12 protein-coding genes are annotated in these 14,556 nt (G+C 30.5%); 7 read left to right on the plus strand and 5 right to left on the minus strand.

The window, feature by feature from the left end:
• Positions 1-84 precede the first annotated feature (84 nt).
• A complete protein-coding gene (locus EKL95_RS13890) occupies positions 85-1,197 on the plus strand; it encodes a lactonase family protein (protein WP_126463383.1) in 1,113 nt (370 codons plus the stop codon).
• Positions 1,198-1,343: 146 nt separating this feature from the next.
• Here EKL95_RS13890 and EKL95_RS13895 read toward each other — a convergent pair whose 3' ends face one another.
• The 5 genes from EKL95_RS13895 to EKL95_RS13920 form a co-directional block, all read right to left on the minus strand.
• A complete protein-coding gene (locus EKL95_RS13895; protein ID WP_126463381.1) occupies positions 1,344-2,696 on the minus strand; it encodes a DEAD/DEAH box helicase in 1,353 nt (450 codons plus the stop codon).
• Positions 2,697-3,468: 772 nt separating this feature from the next.
• Positions 3,469-4,998 carry a phosphoethanolamine--lipid A transferase EptA gene (gene eptA / locus EKL95_RS13900; RefSeq protein WP_126564449.1) on the minus strand — a complete coding sequence of 510 codons (1,530 nt, stop codon included), beginning with the start codon at positions 4,996-4,998 and terminating at the stop codon, positions 3,469-3,471.
• Positions 4,979-5,806 carry a phosphatase PAP2 family protein gene (locus tag EKL95_RS13905; RefSeq protein WP_199736846.1) on the minus strand — a complete coding sequence of 276 codons (828 nt, stop codon included), beginning with the start codon at positions 5,804-5,806 and terminating at the stop codon, positions 4,979-4,981. The genes eptA and EKL95_RS13905 overlap by 20 nt, the downstream gene beginning before the upstream one ends.
• A 1,020-nt stretch (positions 5,807-6,826) precedes the next feature.
• The gene (locus EKL95_RS13915; RefSeq protein WP_126564451.1) at positions 6,827-7,777 is read right to left on the minus strand and encodes a nucleotidyl transferase AbiEii/AbiGii toxin family protein; all 951 of its coding nucleotides are present in this window, start codon (positions 7,775-7,777) and stop codon (positions 6,827-6,829) included.
• Positions 7,770-8,354, minus strand: a complete 585-nt coding sequence (locus tag EKL95_RS13920) for a DUF6088 family protein (protein WP_126555485.1) — start codon at positions 8,352-8,354, stop codon at positions 7,770-7,772. The genes EKL95_RS13915 and EKL95_RS13920 overlap by 8 nt, the downstream gene beginning before the upstream one ends.
• Before the next feature lie 750 nt (positions 8,355-9,104).
• On the opposite strand from EKL95_RS13920, the gene EKL95_RS13925 reads away from it, so the two are divergent.
• The 6 genes from EKL95_RS13925 to EKL95_RS13950 all read left to right on the plus strand — a co-directional run bounded on the left by EKL95_RS13925 (position 9,105) and on the right by EKL95_RS13950 (position 14,531).
• Positions 9,105-10,367: a tyrosine-type recombinase/integrase gene (locus EKL95_RS13925; RefSeq protein WP_126564452.1), complete on the plus strand. Its 1,263-nt coding sequence runs from the start codon at positions 9,105-9,107 to the stop codon at positions 10,365-10,367.
• A gap of 53 nt (positions 10,368-10,420) precedes the next feature.
• Positions 10,421-11,320, plus strand: a complete 900-nt coding sequence (locus EKL95_RS13930; RefSeq protein ID WP_126564453.1) for a hypothetical protein — start codon at positions 10,421-10,423, stop codon at positions 11,318-11,320.
• A gap of 116 nt (positions 11,321-11,436) precedes the next feature.
• On the plus strand, positions 11,437-11,706 hold the full coding sequence (locus tag EKL95_RS13935) for a helix-turn-helix domain-containing protein (protein WP_126564454.1): 270 nt from the start codon (positions 11,437-11,439) through the stop codon (positions 11,704-11,706).
• A 10-nt stretch (positions 11,707-11,716) separates the two neighbouring features.
• Positions 11,717-12,877: an AAA family ATPase gene (locus EKL95_RS13940; RefSeq protein WP_126564455.1), complete on the plus strand. Its 1,161-nt coding sequence runs from the start codon at positions 11,717-11,719 to the stop codon at positions 12,875-12,877.
• A gap of 107 nt (positions 12,878-12,984) precedes the next feature.
• Positions 12,985-13,908, plus strand: coding sequence for a DUF6371 domain-containing protein (locus EKL95_RS13945; RefSeq protein ID WP_126564456.1), 924 nt, complete (start codon positions 12,985-12,987; stop codon positions 13,906-13,908).
• An 11-nt stretch (positions 13,909-13,919) separates the two neighbouring features.
• Positions 13,920-14,531, plus strand: a complete 612-nt coding sequence (locus EKL95_RS13950; RefSeq protein ID WP_126564457.1) for a hypothetical protein — start codon at positions 13,920-13,922, stop codon at positions 14,529-14,531.
• The last annotated feature ends 25 nt before the right edge of the window (positions 14,532-14,556 follow it).

The raw sequence follows: 14,556 nt of genomic DNA on the forward strand, positions 1-14,556 counted from the left end.
TGTTATAATTTTTCAAAGGAATAAACTAGTGACATTCATTAGGAATATAATGTGTATTTTAGCTTTCTAATAAATTTTAAAAACATGAAAAAGCCGTTTGCGGTTCTTCTATTAATCTTCCTTTTTACAAGTGTTCATGCACAAAAAAACAAATTGAATTTACTAATAGGAACCTATACCCAAAGTTGTGACAGTAAAGGAATTTATGTATATGATTTTGATTCAAACACAGGCGATTTCAGTTTTAAAAATGCGACTGAAAAGGTTATAAATCCCAGTTATTTAACGGTTTCAAAAAATAATAATTTTGTGTATTCCGTAAACGAAAATGGGACTAAAAGTACGGTGAGTTCTTTTAGCTATAATCCAGCAAGAGGAAAATTAGACTTAATCAACAAGCAAAGCTCCAAGGGTGCGGATCCTTGTTACATAATCAATGACGATAAAAATGTAATTGTTGCTAATTATTCCGGGGGAAATATTTCCGTTTTTGCTAAAAATAACGACGGAAGTCTAGCTGAAGCGAAGCAAGTTATTCAACATTATGGAAAAGGAACTAATACACAAAGACAAGAAGGTCCGCACGTACACATGGTTCATTTTTCTCCAGATAAAAAGTTTGTTTTGTCTAACGATTTAGGGAATGACAAAGTATATTCATACGCTTATAATCCTAATGCTGAACACACTGTTTTAGAATTAAAAGACAGCATTTCAGTGAAATCCGGGAGTGGACCCAGACATTTAACCTTTAGCAAAGATGGTAAATTTGTTTATTTATTACAGGAACTGGACGGCGCGCTAACAGTATTTAGTTATTCTAACGGAACATTGACAAAGATTGATGAAACGATTATTTTAGCCAAAGATTTCAAAGGATCATTTAGTGCTGCGGATATCCATATTTCACCTGACGGGAAGTTTTTATATGCCTCTAATCGCGGCGAAGCAAATAATATCACCATTTTTGAACTTCTAAAAAACGGAAAATTACTATTGAAAGGGCAAACCAGTAGTTTAGGAAAAGGACCTCGAAATTTCACCATTGACCCAACGGGAAATTTTCTTGTAGTAGCACATCAATATACCAATGATGTAGTGATTTTTAAAAGAAATAAAAAGACTGGATTGCTTGCTGATACTGGTAAAAAAATTGTTTTGTGTTCTCCGGTTTGCTTGGTTTTCACTAAGAATTAAAATTAAAAACTCACAAAAAAAGTGTTGAAAAACGGAAATTATTTTTCAACACTTTTACTATTTATTTTTGTTTTTATCTTTAGACCCCGATGTTCAGAAAAAAATCAGGATTTAGAAAATGAACACTAAACACGGAATACTGATCACTATTTGTTCTTGTCTTTTCTCTTTTTGTCTCTGGTTTTTAGCATATTCCTATTTACAGAACCATGTGTTTTTTTCTTAGTTACACCAGGGCCGCCTAAATTGACTTTTTTATTCTTTTTACTTTTCTCTTGAAAAGCGCCATCTCCGTCAAGTTTTTGTTTTTTCATCATAAACTTGATCGGTTGTCTCTCTTTTTCAGGTTCAATTAATTTTGATGAAATTTCTACGGTTTCTGGGAAAGGTTCAATAGCTAATTCCATATTCATCAGCACTTCAATCTCTACTTTAAATTCTTCTTCGCGAGGTGCGATAAGACTTATAGCGGTTCCTGTAGCATCTGCACGACCGGTTCGACCAATTCTGTGCATATATAGTTCAGGTAATTCAGGCATTTCAAAATTGATAACGTGGGTAATATTAGAAATATCCAAACCTCTGGCCATGATGTCAGTAGTAATCAAACCACGTAAATTTCCTTCTTGGAACGAAGCCATCGTACTCAAACGATAATTTTGTGATTTATTCGAGTGAATTACTCCAAACTGACCTTCAAAATCCTCCTCGATTCGTTCGTGAACCATATCAGAAATTTTCTTATTATTGACAAACACCAGCACACGGCTCATGTCTTCGTTGTTTTGCAATAAGTGTTTTAAAAGGTTTATTTTGGTATTGAAATTAGGAACCTGATAGGATATTTGTTTGATGTTTTCCAGAGGTGTTCCTGATGCCGAAAGCGTAACTTCTTGAGGATAATCAAAATAATCATTCAAAATCGCATCTACTTCATCTGTCATAGTTGCTGAAAACAGAATGTTTTGACGTTTTTTAGGCATCATGGCCAATATAGAGGTCAATTGGGTACGGAAACCTAAATTCAGCATTTCATCAAACTCATCTATTACCAGCTTTTGCATTTCTTCAAAACGAATCACATTATCCAGCGTTAAATCCATGATTCTTCCTGGAGTTCCCACTAGTATGTCGCAACCTGCATACACTGCTTTCTTTTGGGTATTGATATTGACACCTCCAAAGATTCCAATAGTACGAACCGACATGTATTTTGTCAATTTCTCAATTTCTTCCGCAACTTGTACAACAAGTTCACGAGTAGGAACCAGGAGCACTATTTTTGGGGTATGCCCGGGAGTAAATTTATATAGTTTCAACAAAGGCAAAAGGTAAGCAAATGTTTTACCAGTACCGGTTTGAGCGATTCCCATCATATCTCTTCCTGACATTATCACAGAAAATGTTTTTTCTTGAATAGGAGTAGGAGTTGTAAACCCTAAATCATCTATCGCTTTTTGTACGGATTTAGGAAGATTGAATTGCTCAAAAGTAGTCATTTGCTTAAATTTTTTGCAAATATAGTCTTTTTGAAAGTAATGCTCTAAAAATGATAAATATCACAAATCAAACGCATTAAAATCACCAGTTTTCCATTTAATTTTTCAAGCAAATTATATTAAATTCAACAGATTATACGTGATAAATATGTTTGTTGTTAGTGTATTTATTTGATAAGTAGCAAGAAAGATATATTGTCGCAATTATTAAAAAGAGTTTTTGCCACAGATTGTAAGGATTAAAAAGATTTTTAAAATTACATAACGAATTAATCTGTGCTAATCTGTGGCAAAGAAATTTAGTGCTTTATTAAAATACGACATTAAATTTTAGTCATTACTTAGATGCACAATATTTAATAATTTATATCAAAAGGATGGTAAAGGCAAATAATATTTGTCATAAAGAAATAATATGCGGTTAGTTAGATACCGACCTCGAAGTTTTATAATTAAATTAGCAATGAATTGACGGTTGATGATAAATAGTGTCTCAACCAAGATATGGAAAGAATAGCAAATATACTTTTACAAATCAACAAATCCAGGTTAATTAAGATTATACTTCAAGCAGAAAATAGTCAAGCAGGACTTAAAAACTCGCAACGCCAGAAACCGAAAAACGGTAATGCTCTTTTGGTCACTACTATATTGACAATATAAATCAAATGATCGATTTCTTGAAAGTAATCATTTTAAATAGTTTGTGAATAAAAAGCACTGAATTACAAGGGTTAAAAATGTTTTTACTAAAAGAGATACGAAGTTTTACTTATTTAAAAATGTTCAATTCTTCGTTATAAATAGGACTTTGAATATTTAAAAAATTTAAAACACTGTGAAATACATGGTTTTGAGACAACATCTCATTAGGTTTTAAATGTTTTGAGCTGTTATCAGAATACCAAACTATAAAAGGGATTTCATATTGTTCTTTTGGTGCAATACTCAAAGGTAAACCATGCATGTATAGGTTTTTTTCTCCCAAAGATTCACCATGGTCAGACACAAAAATCATAGTACTTTTATAGGTAGTCAATTGCTTTAAATCTTTAATTATATTGGCTAATATATAATCGGTATACACAATGGTATTGTCGTAAGCATTGATTAGTTCTGTTTGAGAACAATTAGCTAATTCAACGCTATTGCAAACGGGTTTAAAAGTCTCAAATTCAGAGGGATATTTCTTGCTGTATGTAGGTCCATGACTTGTACTTGTATGTAAAACGATTAATATTTTATTCTTTTTACTGGCTAAAATTTGTTCCTTTAATCCGCTCAAAAGTACTTCATCATAATTACAGCCATCGCCTTTGCAATTTGGCATTAGAAATGCTCTGTTTTGATAATTTTTTATATGAATTGGTGGCTCTCCCCAATTTGTTGTTCTCCAAATAACCTCAACATTATTTCGATACAAATAATTGGGCAAAATTTCATACAAATCATCGGTGTTTTTATGTTCTAAAATACTTTTCACACCTGCAGTGGTATAGGTTGCATCCGATTTTGCATTAAAATGAAATACATTATTAGTTTTAGAGAGTAGGGGATTTGTGTTTTTGTTGTATCCATACAAAGAAAAATTTTGACTTCTTGCAGATTCGCCAATAACTAAAACTACAACTGATTTTTGATTATCTTTTATTGTTGCATTTGGTAATAAAATTTCTTTTTCATTTTTTTTGGATTCATGTGCATAAAAAAGTGAAATATTTACAGTATAAGACCAAGGCATTGCAAGTCCGCCCAAAGTTTTTGAATTTTTATCAATCCACAAAACATTACTTGAATTGGCAATTACTAAACCTAAAATAAATAATAAAGTCAATGAGATCAGGACAAAAAATCTTTTTACTGTAACATTTATGACTTTAACTTTGATGATATAAATACTAGGGATTATGCCCAGAAAAAGTAAGTATACAACTAATTTGAACGAAAAAAAACTGCTAGACTCGTCATAATTGGTATTAAGTATATTGCCTATCATACTTTCGTCAATGATAACACTATAGGTATTAACGAAGTAAACGGCAACTGAATTTATTATAAAGAACAACACTAAAAGAAATTTCCCAACATAACGCGACAGGAAAAAAAGCAGAAAAAAAACGAAAGCATTTAGCACTAACATTAGAATCATCAAACTAAGAATTAAAAACATTCCGTTCAAGTTTTTATATTCAACGTTATTAAACACAAATTTAAAAAACGGATAATGAAAGAATATAAAATTAAGAAAACTCATCAATAAGACAAAATGAGTTAATTTTAAATTATTTTTTAACGTATACATGAATGATTTTATAAAGTGAAACAATTAAACTAATTAACGCCAAATCAAATATGATGAAATTTTCTCGATTTATTTTGATGATGAATGAAATACCGCAGATCACAATCAACAAAATAAAAATTGGATAGTATTTTTTATTATTCACCCAATTCCATATTTTATATTTTCGGCTGGCAAAAATACCAATAAGACCCGAAATATATCCTATAATACTGCCTATAATCACGTCTAGCGGATGATGTGCTCCAACACCCACTCTGGAAAACACAATAATCAATCCTGTAAATACAACAGAAAAGACCCATAAGATTTTATAGTTTAACTTTTTAGGTATAAATGCAAACAACAAAACGGTGAGTATAGTAAAAACTGTAATGGAATGCCCAGAAGGCAAACTACTAAATCCGATAGCTGTTTTTCCTACAATGATAAAACTATGATTGTCAAAAATTTGAGCAGGTCGAGGTACTAAGAACAAGTTTTTTAAGAGGTAAGAAAACAGGAGGGAAGCCAATGAAGCTGTTAATATTGCCTCCCATATTTTAGGAGCATACACGATGAAAATAATTATAAATGACAAAAAAACAGAGGCATCGCCTAATTGGGTAAGATTGTATTCTAAATTTGGATATTGACCTAAATAATGGTTAATATATAAAAAGTAGTCCTTTTGAATTTGTACATACTTAAAAGTAGTTAAAGAATCTTGGCTGGAAAGAAATATAAGAATAACCAATAACAATATAAGCGGTAAAAAAAACAAAGTTATTTTTAGTTTGGCGTAATTATTAATAACTTTTAGATTCATTATAATTTTATATTTTCAGATTTAGACGAACAAATTTATTTAAAACTCACATACATTTATGACACCTTATTCGGTTAACGAACCACTTAATAAGTATTCCGGTGAAACTGTACCACTTTTTTAATGATATTTTCTGGGATCAAAATTAGATGTTTTTTTCTAATTATTTTTCATTTTTTTACGCATTGATTCACCCTTATGTTCGAACCTAATTGCGGAGTGAATTATCCTATCTGTAACTATTTAGGTTGCAATAAAGCAAACTTGGCTATCTAATTCTAAATGATTGGTAGAGTTTTAAACGAAATTTTGATAAAAGAGGGATATGCAAAGCCATATAACAATGTTTTCTGTGAAACGCTTCTATGAATCAGGAATGGAATTTACAAGCTAAAAACAAAAAATAGGATTGTATTCTATTGTAAATAAATTTTAATTTATTTTGTTGGGAAATAGTAAAATAAAAAAATCGTAAAAGCTTAAAATACAGCTTATTACTATTTTTTTAAAGTGGAGTCGATGGGACTACAATCGAACACCTAATTCCTATATTAACTTTTTTTGACAGCTTAAAATTGTAATGTAATCATTTGATTTTAAGTGATTTGATTTTTTTTTTTAATTCAATGATTATTTTTTAGGTTTAAAATATTTACCTAACTGTTTTTAACATTTTTCAATAATTCTAAGTTTTTTAAAGATAAAAAGTTGTGTTTAAAAGAACCGTTAGAGTTCGACTGTCGAACTCTTTTTCACAGTCGAACACTTTAGAGATTAGAGTGATAGAAAAAAGTATATATAAAAATATGAAAAAAAATTAGGTTTTTCTTTTGCGGAGAAAGAGGGATTTGTATTCCATTTCTAACCGGTTGATATCGTTACGTTTTAATAACTTTTATTATCCTAGGGTCTTGCTTTTGCTCCTCAATTTTGACTCGAAAATTTTAGAATCCACCCATAGCAAATATAATGAAATATTTAGATTTAAAATTATTCAAAAGCATGGCTTAATTTAGAAAACTACAATTTCTCAACCCATTTACCGATTTCAACAAGTAGTTCGTCAAAGTCAGGTTGGCCTTTGTAATACAATTTTGCCGTTTTTTTATAGCGTTTTATAAATCGCTCTCTAAGTTCTAAATTCTTCAATAAAAAAGCTTCATTATCAGCAATGAGTATTTCATAGTCTTTGGGAGGAAAACGAGCTTCTTTGTGTTTCTGATATTCTTTTGTGCCTATGAATGATTTTACTGTATTATCTTGTAACAGACTATAGACATCGTAGTACTGGCGCATCAAATTTTGTCTTTCTATTTTATCTTCCTGCTCCTGCCTAAATTTGGTTGCAATTGTTTGTAATTTTTCGACAAAAGTGTACCCAATGTGATAGCAGGCAATATCTACAGCCCGATTGTCAATTATGTCTACTTTTTGCTGTATTGCTTTTTCGTATGCCCAAGACGATATTGTTAGAGGGTTGTTTGGTGTTACCGTGTCAAATCCAACTTCCAGTAAAATTCCTTCTTTAACTCCTTCAATTGTTTCCATTATACTCTCATAATGTAATCGTATGCCTCCACTGCGGTATTGCTTTAGGTCGTCAAATGTTTCATCTCTTTTTACTGCTATGATTCCGTTTATTTTTATTTCATCTGCCAATCCATCATAAAAATCTTTTCTTTTTTGAATATTCCGGGGCTTATTGTTGTTTGGGTTTTCATTTATTTCCATTTCAGCCGGTGGTTTGATATGGAGGTCAATGTCTTCGGAGAAACGGTGTATGATTCCATACCCTTTAGATAGAGAAGTACCTCCTTTGAGTTCGAATTGAAACCCTTGCTGTTTTAGCCCGAACAACACATGCATAATCCAATAGTCTTTTTCGATAAGTCCAGGTTCGATATTTAATTCTGCTCCTACAATACGGAGCAGATCACGGAAGTTTTTATGGTTGTGTAAGTAATCAGACATATTGTGCTGTTATAACAGGTTCCAACAATTTTTTTGCTTTAACACTGCCGTACTCCTGAAGTGATTTTTTTAGTTTTTTAGCATCCATTGTTTTTGCTTTCAATCTCACTTTTGACACTACTTCTTTTGGGTCTTCAGCTAATTGGTCGAGATTGTTTAACAGGTCTACCAATAAAAATTCTGGGGTGGCTTTTAATGGGAAATGAGGTTTTACCCTAAATGAAAATGTCATACCGCCGAGGTTGAAATCTCCATGACGTTTGTGGTTGTAAACCGTTTTGCTGTTGTATAACTGAGTGGTTCCTACTCCCAGAGAATTATAAGCATTTAAGGAAGTTACCAAAAAACGTTTGTCTTTGAGAAAAGAGCGCACCAATACTTCTTCTTCTGGAGGTGTTTCTCCAAAGACTGTTACTTCGGGATAATAGTATAAGCCTTGTGACAGTTTTTGCAAAGTGCCTTCCTGCACCAACTCATCTAAATGGCGGTCAACGGATTTTGACCATTTGGACAAATCAGCCCTACGGTATACTTTTCCTCGTTTTAAATGTTTTTTTAATTCTTGTAATTTATTCATGTTACAAAGTTAATAAATATTATTTAATTGCATATATTTTTATTGAAAATTCATGCAATATGTTTTACATAACTCTATTTAGTTCTGTCTAATCTAAAATAATTTTTTATCTTTAGCGCTTTTAAATCATTCGATCCATGAATATCAAAGGTCACTGCTATCCACAATCTATTATTCTTCAAGCTGTATATTTCAAACTTTGATTTAAGTTAAGCTATCGTGATGTTGAGGAAATAATGAAAATGAGGGGAGTTCAGGTTGACCATACAACAATTCAGCGTTAAGTGTAGTACTGCAATCACATCTTGCAAAAATTCTATTGCTCGTCTAAGCCAAGTAGATAAACATACACTTACAATTTTACAAAAAAACTTGGATTTACTTGTTGATTTAAAATCAATATATAATCGAGATACTATTACCCAAAAGAGAGAATTTGTAAAACGGGTGTTCGACAGCAACTTATACTATCAGGATGGTATCTATCGAACACCTACAATGATTGATTTATTGTCTCGTAATCACCTATTAATGAAGGAAAAAGGTTTGTTTTTATATAATAAAAAAAGGGATGATTTTTCAATCATCCCATCCAGTGGAGTCGCCGACTATTGTTAATTTTATCACTTATTTATATGTTAATAACTGTTTAGTGGCTCTAAAGCCTTGTTAATAAACAATCCTTATATTTGTTATCATTATGTTTTTATAATGCATTATAACAAAAATGGCAACTAAAATGGCAACGATATGAAATACACCTTCAAACTCAAAGAACCAAATTCACAAAAAGAAACATTGATTTTATTTTCTTGTTTCTTCAAAGATGAAAACAAGAAATTCATATTTTCTACTGGCGAAAAAATTAATCCTAATAATTGGGATGCAGTAAGCAAGTTTCTATACACAAACGGAAATAAAAAGGCAAAGTTTGCTGAAAGTATTAAAATGCAATTAAATAGATATTCAGATTTGATGCTGGAAACTGAAAGTTTGTATAAAAGAATAAATGAGGATTTCACTTCAAAAACTTTAAGAAAAGTATTTGATGAAGAGTTTAAAATCACACCTTCTGGCAAGAACATTTTTTTTGATGCTTATGATGAATTTACAGCAGACAAAACAAAAGCAAAGGAATGGTCAAATGCTACAATTTTAAGATATAACAATATTAAAAACATTCTTAAAAAGTTTGAGAAAGAAAAGAAATATCCTTTGACCTTTAGTAAAATTGATGAATCCTTTCATCGGGAATTTACTTGTTATTGCATGGATGAATTGAAGCACATAAATAACACTTATTCGAGAAATTTAGGACTTTTTAAAACTTTTATGTTTTGGGCTAAAAAAAAGAAATTTACTTACAATGATGCCTTTATTGATTTTAAGAAAGTAGATAGAGTTATTACTAATCAAATTGCATTAACCATTGAAGACCTTAACAAATTAATGAAGCACGAGTTTGAAAGTAAAAGACTTGAAAAAGTAAGGGATGTTTTTGTTTTTGCTTGTGTTACTGGAATGAGATTTGGCGAACTTTCACTTATAACCAGAAGTAATGTTACTGATAGTTATATTATCCTAAAGGAAGAAAAGGATGAAACCAAAGAAGCCAGAGAAATACCATTAACAAGCCTTTCAAGATACATTTTACTAAAATATGACTATAACCTTCCATTGATTGCAAACCAGAAGCAAAACACCTATATCAAAGAAGTATTTGCTGAATTAGAATATACTGAAAAGGTACAAAAAGTTACTACTAAAGGAAAAGAGAATATCAAAGTTGAAATGCTTTTTAAAGACAGGATTAGCACCCATACCGCTAGAAGGACATTTATAACAATGATGAAAAGACAGGGCAAAAGTGATAAACTAATAGCTTCTATTACTGGTCATACTGATATGAAGACATTAAATCAATATTACCAAATAAGCGAACCAGAAAAGAAGGAAGCAATGGATGAAGTCTTTAATATTGATATTCCTTTAAAGATTGTAGGAGAAAATTAATTTACATTTAGCACCCAGAAAAAACTTAACTTTTCTAACTAATTACAAAAAATATGGGATTTGGAATCATAGGGATACCTTTTGGAGAACTCACAAACGAAAGCATTAAAACTGAACTTAGAATGTATTTAAAGTCTTGGCTATTTGAATTAAATACGGAAAACTATGAAAAGAAAGTTTTTAGTTTGGATTTAAAGAAATTCATAAAATCAAAGATTGAATTAGTGTACAATGAAAGTAACACTTCATTAATTAACAATCAAAGAGATATTAATAATCACATTATCTGGGAACTTAAAAGCGTAAACGGATTAATAGAATGGATTGAAAGTATTTTTGATTTTTACGAACTGGATTTGCATAATTTGGAAATGTATAAAAATCAATTTGAAATTAAAGACAAAAATCAAAATTCAAGCGAAATTACAAATTTCATATTCACTTATAAAAATAACAATTCAATATCTGAAATCAAAAAATCAATATTGATACAGGAAAAAGTTAATGAGTTTTCACAAAGAGAAATTTTATATTTCTGTATTAATATGTACTTGGACTTTTCAAAAATTGAAGAGTTTTTAAAGAGTAAATATAATCATAATTTACCTAAAGAAATTAAACTTCAAAAAGTAGAAAAAACTTTTTTAGACTACATTACGATTGAAAACAAAGAAGGATTTGCAAATGATTTAAAGAATTCTTTTAATATTGAATTTGGTATTGATTTTAAAATTATGATTGAACTTTTGAAAAATGACGGAATATTTTCTTTTACGCAATTCGCACCCTTTTTTAGGAGTATAAAGGATTACTTCAATAGAGATATTGGATCCCAAACCGCATTAAATGATTTATATAAACATACTAAAGATGAACAAAATTATTATGCTAAAAATATTACTACAGTTCAGAGTAAACTTAATCCATTGATAACCAAATATAGAGTAAAATAAAATAACTTGTATGACTTGTAATTACTTGTATACAAGTTCATACAACTGTAAATCAAATAGTTAAGCATAAGTACATCGTAAATTTGTATCAGTTAATAATATAAAACTGATATAAAATGAGCAATCCATTTGAATCGATCGAAACCCGATTAAGTAACATTGAAAATTTGTTACTTGACATCAAACACAAACCCAAAGAAACTGAAAATAAACTTCATTCAGTAAAGTCTTTGGCTTCAATATCTGGAGTATCTGAATTAACGGTTCGGAACTGGATAAAAGAAGGAAAAATTCAAGCCAAAAGAATAGGAAGAAGACTATTCATAGAGCAAACCCAATTTGCCAAAGGACTTGAAGAAGTAAAATCCCTTAAATATAAACGATAAAAAAAGGCTAATGAGTGTACCAACCACCCAAAGCCTTAATTCTATTAGTTTAGAACAAGGCGAATTTACAAAAAATTATAGTATTGATGCAGGATTTGAAGCATTAAACGAAGAAATCAAAGAGCTAAAACTTCCTTTTGAAGCAAAAGGCGAACTTTTACTTTCTGAAATAAGAGTAACTGACAAATTAGAACCGCCTGTTGTTGCCTTGAAAATTGCTGATAGTATTGTTAGCACTCTTGGAAACGTTTTGACAGTAATAGGAAAAGCAAAAAGTAGAAAATCGTTTCTTATTTCTGTTGCAATAGCAGTTGCAATATCAAAAGACTTTGTCTTTAACCTATTTACAAGCCATCTACCAAACGATAAAAGAACAATACTACTATTCGATACTGAACAATCAAAATACCACGTACAACTCGCTTTATTACGTGTGTGCAAAATGATAGGGATTAAAGAGCCTACTAATTTGAAGGTTTACGGATTGCGAAAATATGCACCATCTGAAAGATTGCAAATTATTGAATACGCAATTTACAATACTCCAAATATCGGAATCGTTTTTATTGATGGTGCAAAAGATTTAATCACTTCAATAAATGATGAGGAACAGGCAACAATGATTGTTTCAAAATTCTTGAAATGGACTGAGGAACTTACTATTTCAATTGTTACGGTGTTACATCAAAATAAATCAGATACAAACGCACGGGGTCACATTGGTACAGAATTAATGAACAAGTCCGAAACTGTAATTTCTGTTACCAAAGCCGAAACAGACAAAGAAATTAGTATAGTTAATGCTGAGGCTTGCAGAAATATGGATTTTGATCCGTTTGGCTTTGAAATTAATGAAGAAGGTATTCCAGTAATTGCAGAAAATTTCGAGATACGTGTAGCTACTAAAAAAGACAAGTTTGATATTACAGATTTAGAAGACTATAAAAAATACCAATTATTAACCGAAGTATTTAGTAAGGGCGCAGAATTTAGTTACAGTTTATTACAAACTCAAATACAACTTGCTTACAAAAGTCAATTCAAAAAAGAGATTGGGAAAAGTGCTACTGAAAAACTGATAACTGATTGTAAAAATAATAATTGGCTTACTCAAGAAGCAAAATTAAAGCCTTATAAGTTAGGAGAGTTTAACAGCGTCTTAGTGCCTTAAGGTATCATATATAAGGTACTACATAGTGCCTTACTACCTTAACCCCCTATATATAGGGGTAAGGTAAGGGAGTACAAAGGATTAATATATAAGAAATATTTAATAATATGAACACCGATAAATACATAATAGAAACATACAATCAGTACAAACTGGATGAAAACAAGAAATACAACCTTTGCCCTATTTGTTCACATACCAGAAGCACAAGAAACCAAAAGCAAAGATGCTTAATGACTAACTGGGAACGAGGTTTGGCAACTTGTCAACACTGTAACACCGTAATTCAATTACATTCATTTAAAGGCGTTAAAAGTGATTTTTTACACTATGTACCAGAACCAAAAAAAGCAAAGCCAGAAGGAAGTTTTCATTCAATGGAGTTTCTGGATAATGTTACTTTTAAGTATGATGACAATAATAATTTTAGTGAGTATCTGGAGGGGTTTTTTACAAGAAAACAAATATTCGATGCTGAACTGAAATTAATGATATTTTCGACAAATGACTTTTACAATAGATCAATTTGTTATCCATACATAAACGAGAAGGAAAACATTACAGGAATCAAAGTAATGGCTTATGATGAAAACGGAAACAGAAGGAGAAACAAGGAAGGAAACGGAATTGTAAACTGGATGCACTCGATACATAAGATTGAAAACTGGACAAATGACTTTTGCCTTTTTGGATTGCATCAAATAAAAGACAGAAGCGAAAAATCAATTCATATAGTGGAATCGGAAAAGACCGCATTCATAATGACAATAGTAAAACCAGAATTTATATGGTTAGCTTCTGGCGGTTTAACCTTCTTAAATAAGGGCAAATTAGAGCCTTTAAAGGACTTAAAAATAATACTTCATCCAGATAAAGGAAAAGCTTTTTCAATCTGGAATCAGTACGCAAATGAATGGAAGGAATTTAAAATAATTGTTTCACGAATTACAGAAGACAATCCAGAAATACAAGACAAAGGAGATTTAGCCGATTACTATTTACAAGAAAAATTTAAAATAACAAACATATAATTTACAAAACAATGACAAAAGTAAAAGAATTTCAAAAAGTATTTTTATACAAAAATGAAGAAGGAATAAACGCTACCATTAAACAAATGGAAGAGGGCAAAGAAGCATTAAATTTATTTATACTTTCAACTGAAAGAATAATGAGAACAAAATTTAACAATGAACAAAAAGAACAATTAAAAGTTAACGGAATTGGATTTATCAAAGAAACCTTAAAAAAGAAATATCCATTTAAAGAAGCGGATGAAAAGTTTAATCTGGATGCAATGGGAATGGGAGAAATTGAAAATTCATATCAATCTTACAATGTAAATTCTGGCAAATGGTTATATAATAATTTCAAATTAAATGACAAAGGATTTTATGAAGTGCCAGAAGAAGAAATTGAAAAGGCAAATGAAATGTTTTCTTATTATACTGAAAATGAAAAACAAAATAAAAGTTTACTAATAGCAGAAGGACTTGTTTCTTTATTTAATGAAGCAGAAGAATTTGGGTTTTTGAACGAGTACGGAAGGAAACAAATTTCAAATGTTTGGGATTTGCTCACAATCGGTGTTCATCCAGTACTTGGAACTTATAGAATAATGACAAATAAACAAATTTTAAGAAGCAAATTTTAAACTAAAGTAGTTAATAGTAGATATG

This window comes from Flavobacterium sp. LB2P53 (genome assembly GCF_003970305.1).
Taxonomy (GTDB): Bacteria; Bacteroidota; Bacteroidia; order Flavobacteriales; family Flavobacteriaceae; genus Flavobacterium.